Raw genomic sequence first — 12,104 nt, 5'->3', positions numbered from 1 at the left:
TCACCCAAAAGGTAAGCGTAAAATAATACGAAATATTGTTATTAATCACAACACTGATCTATTAAATGAGCGATCAACTGCCGGATTTAGGTTTATCATTCGCTGCCCATCGATAACAGACAATAGTATCCGCAGATGCCACTCAAGCTGACGATTCCCGCACCCAGATCAACAATTCGCTATCCCCATTTCGACGGCTCTTGCGATGCGCTCGCGCTCGCACAGCTGGCACAGCAGGCAAAACCGATAGCGATTATTACGGCGAGCGCGCTTGCCGCGCAAAGATTACTGGAAGAGATACCTTTTTTTTCACCCGAACTGAAAACTCATCTGCTGCCGGATTGGGAGACACTGCCATACGACACCTTCTCACCCCACCACGACCTGATTTCCGAGCGGCTCTCCACGCTTTATCAGCTCATGAGCGGCGCCTGCGATATATTAATCGTACCCGTCACCACCGCGCTATATCGCATGCCGCCGCGAGAATATCTTGCTGCGCACACTTTTTTTCTTAAGCGGGGAGAAACGCTCAATCTAAGCGCGCTGCGCAGCCAGATGACTCTGGCGGGTTACACTCATGTCACTCAAGTGCTATCGCCAGGAGAATACAGCTTGCGTGGCGGTCTGATTGATCTGTTCCCGATGGGCAGTCCGCTGCCTTACCGCATTGATTTACTGGACGATGAAATCGAAACCATCCGCACGTTCGACGTGGATACGCAAAGAAGCGTCTATCCCGTCACCGAAATACGGTTATTGCCGGCGCGTGAATTCCCTTTTGACGAAGAGGGCCGTGCTTGTTTTCGAAGCAATTTCCGCGAAAAATTTGAAGGCGATCCGTCACGGAGCCGCATTTACAAGGATGTAAGCAAAGGTGTCGCACCCGCGGGGATTGAGTATTACTTGCCGCTATTTTTTGCCCATACTGCGACGCTGTTCGACTACTTGCCACAAACGATGCCGCTATGCCTCCACCATGATATCTACCCGGCAGTCGAGAGCTTTTGGCATGACACGCAATCACGCTATCAGTTGCTACGCGGCGACCATGACCGGCCGCTTCTACCACCGGGAGAATTGTTTGTCACGACGGATGCTTTTTTTGGCGCGCTAAAGCCTTATCCTCGTGTTGAAATCCCATCCGAAATTCAAGGCACGGATCTCAATGCCCAGAATTTGACCCGTTTGCTGCCGCCCCTGCAAATCGACCGCCGCGCTGACAATCCCGCGGAGAGGCTTGCCAGGTTCATTCCGGAATTCACCGCCAGCTTCCAATCGCCGGCGGGGCGAACATTGCTGCTGGCGGAAAGCCTTGGTAGACGGGAGTTGATCCTGGATCACCTGAAGCAATATGGGCTATCCCCTGATATTTGCGATGGTTACGCACAATTTCTGGCAAGCACCCAATCCTTTATGCTCAGCGTTGCGCCGTTGCATAACGGGTTCATACTATCCGCTGAGGGCATGGCCTTCATTACCGAAAGTGAACTCTACGCAAGACATCTGCACGGCCGCCGTGAACGTGATTCGCGTAAAGCTACAGCGGTGGGTGATGCAATGCTGCGCGATCTCTCCGAAATCAAATCCGGTGATCCGGTGGTACATGAACAACATGGCATTGGCCGTTACCTTGGGCTGATAAGCATGGATCTGGGAGAAGGCGCAACCGAGTTTTTATCGCTGGAATACGAGGGAGGAGACAAACTTTACGTACCGGTCTCGCAACTGCATCTTATCGGGCGATATAGCGGGGCGGCGCCCGAAGCCGCACCGCTGCATAAACTCGGCAGCGGCCAATGGGACAAAGCCAAGCGCAAAGCGATGCAGCAGGTGCGCGATACCGCTGCGGAACTGCTCAATCTGTATGCTCAGCGGACCGCTCGTCTGGGCCATGCGTTTGGTTTCAGGCAACATGATTATGAAGCCTTTGTCGAGGGCTTCGGCTTCGAGGAAACACCCGATCAGGCAGCTGCGATTGAGGCAGTGATCGAGGATCTGACTTCAGGTAAGCCGATGGACCGATTGATCTGTGGCGACGTAGGTTTTGGTAAAACCGAAGTGGCGTTGCGCGCCGCGTTCGTCGCTGTTGCCGATGGCAAACAGGTTGCGGTGCTGGTGCCTACCACGTTACTGGCCGAGCAACACTTCCAGAATTTCTCCGATCGCTTCAGTCTGATTGCGGAGGAGTGGCCAATAAAAATTGCGGAGCTGTCACGTTTCCGTTCAGCCAAAGAGCAAACCCAGGCATTGAATGGACTGGCCAATGGGCAAATAGAAATTGTCATTGGCACCCATAAACTGATTCAAAAAGGGGTGAAATTCAAGAATCTGGGCCTGGTCATCATTGACGAGGAGCATCGCTTTGGCGTGCGCCAAAAGGAGCAACTGAAGAATCTACGCGCTGAAGTCGATGTACTGACACTTACCGCGACACCCATTCCCCGTACGCTTGCGATGTCGCTGGAGGGCCTGCGCGACTTTTCCGTGATTGCCACCGCACCGCAGCGGCGGCTTGCAATCAAAACTTTTGTCAGCCGCCTTTCCGAGGGGGTCATCCGCGAGGCGTGCCTGCGAGAACTAAAACGTGGCGGCCAAATATATTTTCTGCACAACGAAATAGGCACCATTCCGCTGATATATGACAAGCTTGTCCGGTTATTGCCCGAAGCGCGCATACAGATCGCCCATGGACAAATGCGCGAACGCGAGTTGGAACACGTGATGAAGGATTTCTATCAGCAGCGTTTTAATCTGTTGCTTTGCACCACCATCATCGAGACCGGCATTGACATCCCCACGGCCAACACCATCATCATCAATCGCGCGGACAGATTCGGCCTTGCCCAATTGCATCAGTTGCGCGGGCGAGTGGGGCGCTCACATCATCAGGCCTATGCCTACCTTCTAGTACCGGAGGAAGAGGCGCTGGGCACACAAGCCAGAAAGCGTCTCGAAGCCATTCAAACAATGGAAGAGTTGGGAGCAGGCTTCTACCTCGCCATGCACGACCTGGAAATCCGGGGTGCCGGGGAAGTGCTGGGTGAATCCCAAAGCGGCGAAATGCAGGAAATTGGCTTCAGTCTCTATACCACCATGCTGGATGCCGCCGTTCGATCATTGAAAGAGGGTAAAGAACCCGATATCCAGCATCCCCTGGGAGTCGCGACCGAGATTAACCTGCATGTACCCGCCTTGTTGCCGGAGGAGTATTGCAGTGACGTGCATGAGCGCCTGACACTGTACAAACGCCTGGCCAATTGCACAAGCGATGAGCAGCTGGATGACATGCAAAGTGAATTGATCGATCGCTTCGGCCTTTTGCCGGATCCTGTCAGAGCATTGCTGGACTGCCATCGCCTGCGCGCCGCCGCCAAGCCATTGGGAATCACCCGGGTAGAAGCTGGCATTGAGTATATCCAGGTACAATTTATCCCCGATCCACCGGTAGATGTCGCTAAAATCATCGCACTTATTCAACGCAGCCGCGAATATGAACTTTCAGGCCCCGATCGCTTGAAAATAAAGGTAAAGATTACGGGGGTGGTGGAACGGGTAAAACGAATAAAGAACTTGATCACAGAGTTAAGTAAATGAAAGTCCCGTAAAATCAAATATGCTTAAAATCCGTATTGCATTCCCGTACGATTCCGGCGCATATTGAGAACCGCTATAGGATTTTTTCAGTAGGACTTTCAAGCGTAGAATCGCTGCCTTCAGGAAAAATAATCCTGCGTTCGGGTATGACGTTCCCGTCTATTTTGAAATTTTTAGATATACTTATTCACATGGTGTGGTTAAAAAGTATAAGAAGCAAAATAATGGTTTTCGCCATCATAGCCACGCTTATTCCATCGTTGGGACTGGGATTGCTGTCGTTTCGGCAGAATGAGGCGCAGATCAGCGGTAACGTCACTCGTGAACTTCGTACGCTGACAAGTGACGCCAGTCGCGAAATAGAACTCTGGATTGATAAACGTGCCCACGAGGTGCGCGTATCGTCCACGTCCAATGCGGTCATCGACGGGTTATCGGCGATTGCCCGGCCGCAAGCGAATATCCGGGCAAATACGGTCACCAAGAATCCGCAAGCCCTGGCGCACTATCTGCGTTCAGTCCAGGAAAAGCTCGACACGTTCCGGGAACTAACCGTAGTGAACGCCGACGGGCAGGTCGTAGCCAGTAGTGCGGCAGTGGCCGCCGCCGTAACGCTTCCAGACGAGTGGTCGCCAAACTCTCTTACGGAGGGTCTCGTGATCACACCTCCTCATTGGGACGAACAATACACCACCACCACACTCAGCATCGCGGTTCCAGTATTATCATACGACAATCTCATAATGGGTGCATTGGTTGCCGTGCTTGACCTGCGTACGCTACAGCCTCATCTGAAAAGTGCCAAGAAATCGCCGCCGGGCGAAGTACTCCTGCTGGATCGGGACGGAAGAATTCTTGTCAGCAGTCAGATCGATGCGGAGAAGCTGAAGCAACTGGATACATCGGTACTGCGACGCTTGCAGTCACAACCCGGCGAGTCCCTGGTCTTCCAGGGAATGACGCATCGGGAGGTTATCGGACTCGCCGACGTATCCGAAAATCTGCCAGTCACCATCGTGGCGGAACGTGATCGCGGCGAGGTATACAGCGCCTGGGTAGAACTGCGCGATATGTTTCTGGCGCTTGTAGGTGCGCTGGTCATTGTAGTGGCGGCAGTGGCCTTTCAGATGGGCCGTTCGATTGTCGGGCCGCTGCAACGTCTGATTGGCGCGGCGGACAGGATCGCCGGCGGCGATCTTGAGGTGCGGCTGACTGCAACACGCAATGACGAGCTGGGACATCTCACACAGGTATTCAATCAGATGGCAGACAGGTTGCGTCATAGTCACGCCGAGATTATGGCTGCCAATCAAGCCATGCAGCAGCAGAATCAGGTGCTGGAAACACTCTCCATCACCGATAGTCTTACCGGCTTGTACAACCGCAGCAAACTTGACGCGATCCTCAGCGATGAACTTGCGCGTTTCAAACGTACCCAGCGAGAATTTACGTTGTTGATGATGGATATCGATTACTTTAAAACGCTCAACGACACTTATGGCCACATTACTGGCGATGAGATCCTGACAGCGGTAGCCCGAATACTCATTCAGTCGATCCGCAGTATTGATTATGCGGCACGCTATGGCGGCGATGAATTCATTATTATTCTGGTGGAAACGTCAACGGACCAGGCGCTGAAAACGGCGGAGCGCGTTCGCTCCCAGGTGGAAAACATGCGTTACAGCGCCAATGACTCGGTAATCGCAGTAACGGTGAGTATCGGCGTCGTGCAGTGCCAGTCCGGCGATATGACACCCACAGCGGTATTCGCTCGCGCCGATAGCGCACTCTATGGGGCAAAGCATGCCGGCCGTAATCGAGCTTTCTGCGTCTCCTAGCGGTCTATCGTACTTAAAGAATCGAAGCGAAAAAGTAACGGGGCGAGGACAAATTTTGACGATTCTGAAGGCCAATAGTTGTTTCATTGGCTGAAAAAAGCGGCGAAATATGGACCGGCCAGATAACTTTTGCAGCCGATTTCCTTTGAGTTCGGCGGACACTACTGGTGCATCAGAAATATCGCTTGTTTTAAGAATATACCCGCGAACTATTCTCGATTTGACGCCTGCGCAGGAAACCGCATAGAGTCACGACTGGATTATTCCCATTCCGCATTATTCGTCGTTGTTGTGAACAATACTACTTGCCCACTTGTGCTTCCACCAATGTATTCAGTACCCATCCCGACTGCCCATCGGCTGTCTGAATTCGCAGCCAGTCACCTTGATATGCCTCCGCTGTCATCAGGGAATCTTTCTTCGCTACACTCAACACCGCTGCGCTGAGCGCCGGGTTCTGGCGCAGATTGCTGTTGGTCGCGGCACGCAACGGGATGGGTACCTCGAACGGCGTTGTCACACGGCGCGAATCCGACGTCTTGAAAGCACGATTATTCTTTATCATGTCGATCAATCCGCGAGCGTACGCAGCGTACTCCATGGCCGCGACATGATTGTCTTCCGCGTAGGACGCGGCGGCAGCGCTCAAGAGACGCTGTGCCTGGCTTTGCACCACCTGCTCGGATTCTGTAAATGGAGATGATTTCAAGTTCTCCATGGCAACTTCAGCCTCCGCAATTGTCGAAGCGGCGGCGGGCCGTGTGGCCAACCGCCGAAGCTTCACCTGGGCGTGGACAGCCTGACTGCTTGTCTCCTGTAAAGTCTTGGCCTGATCCTGCTGCCGGGCTTGTTGAACGCGGATCTGCGCCTCTTTCTCCACCAGTATCTTTTGCAGGCGTTCGATTTCCTGCTGCTGCGCCTCTTTTTCCGCTTCCTTTTCCACTAGCAGCTTCTGCATGCGTTCAATTTCTTGCTGTTCCTTCATATTGGACTCTGGAGAGACGGCCGGAAGCTCGGGTGATTGAGATTTCAGAAGGAGACTGCATCCCATCATGTTTAAACCCAGCAACACCAAGGCTATCCAGCATAACATCTGTCCCGCTCGAACCTGTGGCAGCCTGTATGGCTTATCCATCTGTATCGAAAATCCTTTCACTTCCGTATCTCCCGGTTCCAATACTTAAAATACACGATGTATTATCGCGCAGTTCTCATTTCGCAGCTCAGCTTTATGTGATAGGCATCAGTACGCTGATAGACTACTTACAATAACGGTACAATATGCCTGGACTTTACCTTAACCGCCCGTTTTTAAGCGGTATTTTTTACCGCCATCACGCGGCTGGCCGCAAGTTTTGCGCGAGCCCTCGCCTCAACCGTATCGACACCATTTGCGAGCGCCACGCCCATGCGGCGATTGACGAACGATTCCGGCTTACCGAATAGACGCAAATCACTTTGCGGTATACGCAACGCTTCATCTACGCCACTAAACGCGATAGCCTTCTGATCCAGCTGCCCGTAAATCACGGCACTCGCACCCGGCGCGCGCAAATCGGTATTCACTGGAAGACCAAGTATGGCGCGGGCATGAAGCTCGAATTCGTTCTGAAACTGACTGCACATCGTTACCATGCCGGTATCATGCGGGCGCGGGCTGACCTCGCTGAACCAGACATCGTCACCCTTAACAAATAGTTCCACGCCAAAAATACCCAGGCCTCCGAGGTTATCGGTGATCTTCTCGGCAATGTAACGCGCACGTTGCAGCGCAAGTAGTGACATTGTCTGCGGTTGCCAGCTTTCCACGTAATCGCCGTGAATTTGAATATGACCAATCGGCTCACAAAAATGCGTCTCCACGTCACCATTCGCATTCATCGCACGTACGGTAAGCTGTGTTATTTCGTAATCGAAATCGATGAAACCCTCGACAATTACCCGTCCCTGATCCACTCTGCTGCCGCTGGCAGCATAGTTCCACGCGGTCTCTACTTCTCCCGTACGATCAATTTTCGATTGACCCTTGCCGGAAGAAGACATCACCGGTTTCACTATGCAAGGATAGCCGATGCTATTTTCAATCGCTGTACGCAATTCTTTCAGGCTGCTGGCAAAGGCATACGATGACGCTGGTAAGCCCAGCGTTTCAACCGCAAGACGGCGGATTCCCTCACGGTGCATGGTGAGTTGCGCGGCGCGTGCTGTCGGAATGACACGTGCTATGCCCATCCGTTCGATTTCTACCAGCATGCCGGTGTCGATCGCCTCGATTTCGGGTACGATAAGTTGCGGCTGCTCCTGTTCTATCAGTTTACGCAATGCGGCGCCATCCGCCATATTGACTACATGCGCGCGGTGCGCCACCTGATGACCGGGCGCATTCGCATAGCGATCAACGGCGATGGTTTCTATGCCAAGGCGTTGCAATGCGATAATGACCTCCTTGCCGAGCTCACCACTGCCCAACAACATCACCTTTGTGGCGGCGGGACTCAGCGGGGTCCCGATAATAAGCGGTTTAGTCATGATTCACCTGTTTGAACATTTTCGTTATGAAGGGTAGAACATAGATATATCCACTTGCCATTCTCATGGCGCGGAGCTATCTCATGGCATAGGGGTATCTTAAGGGCATTGTCAACAATTGGGCTAAACAATTGAGGCGTGTGGCATTTTCAGCTTACTGGAAACCTTGTATGGAAGTAAGCTGCAATTGCTGGCAAAATACGGGCTGTTAAAAAAACATCAGTATTCAAAACCACTCACACATTTCGGGGAAAGGTTGTTGCATGGGTAATCCGCGTACACCCATACCGCTTATGAGATCTTCTTATGACAATAACAAGATAGGCCCTCTATTGAGCAACGGGTTTGAGACAATCCATCGTACAAAAAACTTTTTTAATAATAACTGATATCTTCTATGAATCTCATTATTCAGGGCTCTGAGATAGCCAACCATGATTTAAGAGAATTGGCAAAGCTTGCTGGTGCTAACCAGATCGAGCGCATCACCGGTGAAGCGTTCCGGCTTAAGAATGCAAGCCGGCGGGAACATATCGCCGAATACTGTGCCGGTGCCGACTTGGACTTCGCTTTCGTTGAGCAAACGGCGCCTCTCGGGGACTTTGGCCTGGTGGCGATGGATATGGACTCCACATTGCTTGCGATCGAATCCATCGACGAAGTAGCTGACATGCATGGTGTGAAGGCACAAGTATCCGAAATTACCCTGAGAACCATGCGGGGCGAAATCATCTTTGCCGAGAGCTTGAGACAACGCACCGCATTGCTGCAAGGACTGGACCAGGATGCGTTGCAACGAGTTTACGACGAGCGCGTGCAATTAAGTCCCGGCGCGGAAAAAATGCTGCAACAGATGAAGTCGGCGGGCCTCAAAACGATGGTCATTTCCGGGGGATTCACATTTTTTACCGATAGAATAAAAACAAAATTGGGATTCGATTATACGGCCGCCAATACACTTGAAATTGTGAACGGAAAACTTACTGGCAAGGTACTGGGTGAAATTATTGGCGCGCAGGGAAAGGCCGACGTGCTCAAACGCGTGCGCGAGGAACTGGGATTGAAGCGGGAGCAAGTGATCGCCATCGGTGATGGCGCCAACGATCTTAGGATGCTGGAGGAAGCCGGCGTCAGTATCGCTTATCATGCCAAGCCCATCGTGCAGGAAAAGGCTACTTATGCAATCAATCATGTCGGCCTTGACGGAGTGATTAATTTGTTTGGCTAATCTTCGCCGCTTATCTCGACTCTCTGAATGAAGACCCGGGTTTGCCGCTAGGGCGGTTCACCAGGAACCATACAGGATTTACTTAATAGCTAAACGCAGCCTCAACAAGATAGGTGCGTTGGGGGTAAGGATGAAAAACATACGCTTGCATATTATTCACGTTGGTAATACCAAACGAAAAACGGCTTTTAATGCCGGATGCGAATTTATGCCGGTAATTTGTTTTTAAATCCACAAAGGTGAAATCGCTCTGAGCACCAAATACATTGTTGACAAAATCCTTGTTATCAGGATCATTAAACGAATCACTGGTGTAACGAACCGCGGCCGATGTATCCCAGTTTTCGGTAGCGTTATAGGTAACGAAAGCATTTACCCGCCAATGAGGTAAGCGGATGCGTTGTAACCCATCCATACTGTAATCAGCATTCTGTCCAAGTGAATTTGTGAATTTGATAATCCCTCCCCCATTGTCTACCTTTGCATTCATCCAAGTCCCATTGAACATGAAATCAAATTTTGAATCCATGATGCGGCGTTGGTTAAAGATGAGCTCAATCCCGGTAGTACTAGTTTTGGGGATATTCTGAAATGAACTTGATGTAATGGGGCCCGATGCCCGGAGTACCTGTTGGATGGCGTCCTTAATATCATCACGAAACACATTCATGCGCATATAGCCCCTTGGTAGACCGTACTCGATCATAAAGTTGTGATGAGTGCCATTCTCGGCTTTAAGATCCGCATTGGCTTCAGTAATACTAGTTGGCGAACTGAGAGACTGAAATAGTTCAGCAATTACCGGGAATCGATGAGCACGGCCAAACGAGTACCGGTATTTCCAGTTTCCCGGCTCGTAGCCCACAGAAACCTTGGGTGAAACTGCAAACAGGTCACGATCTGGCCTCGGTGTACTTACAGTGACTGCAGAGGAACCCGTACCGATGGTACTTGAGGCGACTCCATTCGAGGCCGACCACCATTCCCAACGGGCTCCTGCGGTAATGTCCCAGTCAGGCAAAAAGCGAATAGCGGACTGTCCGAAGAAGGCCTGAGTCGAAGTACGGCCAGAATTGTTTCTATTAGCCTGCAGCGCACCTCGCTGAAGCGTATCGAAATCTGTTAGACTATATTGCTTGAAGTTCAAATTGTACTGATCCCAGTGGTAGCCGGTTACTAATGACCATTTTGGATTGCCGAATAGCGCTGGAGTGCTCAGCTTAAGGTCGGCATTACGCCAATTGAATGTCTTAAAATCCTGAAGCTGGCCTGCGCCGGTATTGGCAGGATCGTTTTTATTGAAAAACGCCGTAGCGCGAGTATCTTTAAGCACATCGAAACTACTAACCGTTGTGTCGATATTCCAGTTTGGATTAAGTGCGCCACGAAGAGTCAAGCCCATATTTAACGTCTGGCGGTCATCCTTATTGCCGCCAAAACCTCTTTGCACCACGTCGAATCTGTCCCCTCCGAGCGAAGCATTACCAGGCGTGGCACAGGTGGGAACAGAAAAACAGGCTGGTGCAGGGCCTCCCCAGAACGGCTGTCCAGTTGCACTGCTAGTTACATAGTTGGCAGGGTTATTACCATTACGTGTGCGTTCCTCGAAAGCACCCGTAAAAATGGCCTGGAGTGCCGGTGTGAGATCGTAGCCCAGCTTGACTTTATATAAACTGGTATTCACTTTTTCTGGTCCTGTGTCTCCATAAATAATACTGGGGACACCACGTGTATCAGGAGTGCGGATGCCGCCGGTAACTGCTGTCCCGCCCGGGGCGGTATGCAAGCCCGTATTGTCAATGAAGTAACTCATAGGGTGACTTTGAGCTTCCAAACGATTGTAAGAAAACCACACCGTTAGAACATCTTTAATTCGGTTGCCGTAGGAGGCAAATTGACGGTCGCCCACGAATGTTCCTTTATCCGGCCCATAATTATTATATGGCTGCACAAAGAGACTGCTCTCAACATAGAACTCTTGCTTTTTCGGCATACGCGTTTTTATATTTACCACGCCGCCAATGGAATTACCGCTATATTCTGCCGAGAAGGGACCGTAGACAATATCCACTGCGTCAATCTCATTGGGGCCAACCATAGACCAACGCGGTGCTCCATTAAACGTTGCTTGTAGAAAGTTATGCAACGGCAAGCCATCGGCAAAAACCATATTACGTGCGGTCGAGAACATATCCGCACCACGAATCCCCAACACGCCATTGGGATCACCGACATAGCGCTGGCGTATTTGTAAACTGGGCTGATACTTAAGCACCTCCTCCGTGGTTTGCGCATTCTGACGTTCGATCTGTGCCCGTGTGACGCGAGTAGAAGGGGAGGTGTAATGCGAGTCTTTTTCAATCTCGCCGGTGACAACCATCTCCTTGAAGACCGTTTCCTTCTGGTTGTCCGGCGCCGGCTTATCCGTGCCTTTTTCGGCGGCTTTATCCTTATCCTTATCCTTATCCTTATTCTTCCCTTCGTCCTTGTCAGATGCTTCACTTGCCATTTCTTTTTCGACAGAACCAGGAAGTGGAACCGCACTCTGCGCGACCTGGCTCAAGTTTTGCGCTGGCGGGGTCGTTTTATTCGGCTGCGCGATTAGCCCATTGATGCCGCCAGTCGACTGAAATATTTCAGCGGACGGTCTGCTTTCACGGGAACCCCTTACGGTATTTTGCGACAGCGTATTTTTTTGTTGCTCCGAATCTTCGGCCCAGGCGGAAGAGACGTGAAGCACACTCGCCAAGGCGATAAAGATAGGTTTCATATTGATTTTTTCCTCGCCTGTTTTCTTATAACAACCAGCTTATGGCCGCTGTTTCTATTAAGCATTTCAAATATTACTTTATCAACTTTTCAGTTTTTCCCCGACAACGGGGCAATTTATGGCATTGGATCAGGCTGTA

Annotated in this window: 6 protein-coding genes; 3 read left to right on the top strand and 3 right to left on the bottom strand. The window is 51.2% G+C overall.

Features of this window, described 5'->3' with window-relative positions; genetic code table 11:
* Nucleotides 1-135 precede the first annotated feature (135 nt).
* Together mfd and BLR00_RS05455 are read left to right on the top strand one after the other, a co-directional pair.
* Complete coding sequence (mfd, locus tag BLR00_RS05460) at nucleotides 136-3,597, top strand: transcription-repair coupling factor (protein WP_074631323.1); 3,462 nt, start codon at nucleotides 136-138, stop codon at nucleotides 3,595-3,597.
* A 224-nt stretch (nucleotides 3,598-3,821) separates the two neighbouring features.
* Nucleotides 3,822-5,438: a sensor domain-containing diguanylate cyclase gene (locus BLR00_RS05455; protein WP_074631322.1), complete on the top strand. Its 1,617-nt coding sequence runs from the start codon at nucleotides 3,822-3,824 to the stop codon at nucleotides 5,436-5,438.
* Between the two features lie 301 nt (nucleotides 5,439-5,739).
* Here the strand turns inward: BLR00_RS05455 and BLR00_RS05450 are convergent, their stop codons facing one another.
* A complete protein-coding gene (locus BLR00_RS05450; protein ID WP_256324055.1) occupies nucleotides 5,740-6,423 on the bottom strand; it encodes an SH3 domain-containing protein in 684 nt (227 codons plus the stop codon).
* A 326-nt stretch (nucleotides 6,424-6,749) separates the two neighbouring features.
* Nucleotides 6,750-7,967: a formate-dependent phosphoribosylglycinamide formyltransferase gene (purT, locus tag BLR00_RS05445; RefSeq protein WP_074631319.1), complete on the bottom strand. Its 1,218-nt coding sequence runs from the start codon at nucleotides 7,965-7,967 to the stop codon at nucleotides 6,750-6,752.
* A 397-nt stretch (nucleotides 7,968-8,364) separates the two neighbouring features.
* Here purT and serB point away from each other — a divergent pair, with 397 nt between their 5' ends.
* The gene (gene serB, locus BLR00_RS05440) at nucleotides 8,365-9,195 is read left to right on the top strand and encodes a phosphoserine phosphatase SerB (protein ID WP_074631317.1); all 831 of its coding nucleotides are present in this window, start codon (nucleotides 8,365-8,367) and stop codon (nucleotides 9,193-9,195) included.
* 82 nt (nucleotides 9,196-9,277) lie between these two features.
* Here serB and BLR00_RS05435 read toward each other — a convergent pair whose 3' ends face one another.
* A complete protein-coding gene (locus BLR00_RS05435) occupies nucleotides 9,278-11,965 on the bottom strand; it encodes a TonB-dependent receptor (protein ID WP_074631315.1) in 2,688 nt (895 codons plus the stop codon).
* Nucleotides 11,966-12,104 lie beyond the last annotated feature (139 nt).

The sequence above is a fragment of the Nitrosospira multiformis genome (assembly GCF_900103165.1).
Classification (GTDB): domain Bacteria; phylum Pseudomonadota; class Gammaproteobacteria; order Burkholderiales; family Nitrosomonadaceae; genus Nitrosospira; species Nitrosospira multiformis_D.
Note: the sequence above shows the minus strand (reverse complement) of the source record. Positions and strands in the feature narration are given on the sequence as shown.

Bases quoted from the DNA above. Each gene is read 5' to 3' on its own strand.
- mfd (WP_074631323.1), top strand. From the start codon at position 136: ATGCCACTCAAGCTGACGATTCCCGCACCCAGATCAACAATTCGCTAT.
- BLR00_RS05455 (WP_074631322.1), top strand. From the start codon at position 3,822: ATGGTTTTCGCCATCATAGCCACGCTTATTCCATCGTTGGGACTGGGA.
- BLR00_RS05450 (WP_256324055.1), bottom strand. From the start codon at position 6,423: ATGAAGGAACAGCAAGAAATTGAACGCATGCAGAAGCTGCTAGTGGAA.
- purT (WP_074631319.1), bottom strand. From the start codon at position 7,967: ATGACTAAACCGCTTATTATCGGGACCCCGCTGAGTCCCGCCGCCACA.
- serB (WP_074631317.1), top strand. From the start codon at position 8,365: ATGAATCTCATTATTCAGGGCTCTGAGATAGCCAACCATGATTTAAGA.
- BLR00_RS05435 (WP_074631315.1), bottom strand. From the start codon at position 11,965: ATGAAACCTATCTTTATCGCCTTGGCGAGTGTGCTTCACGTCTCTTCC.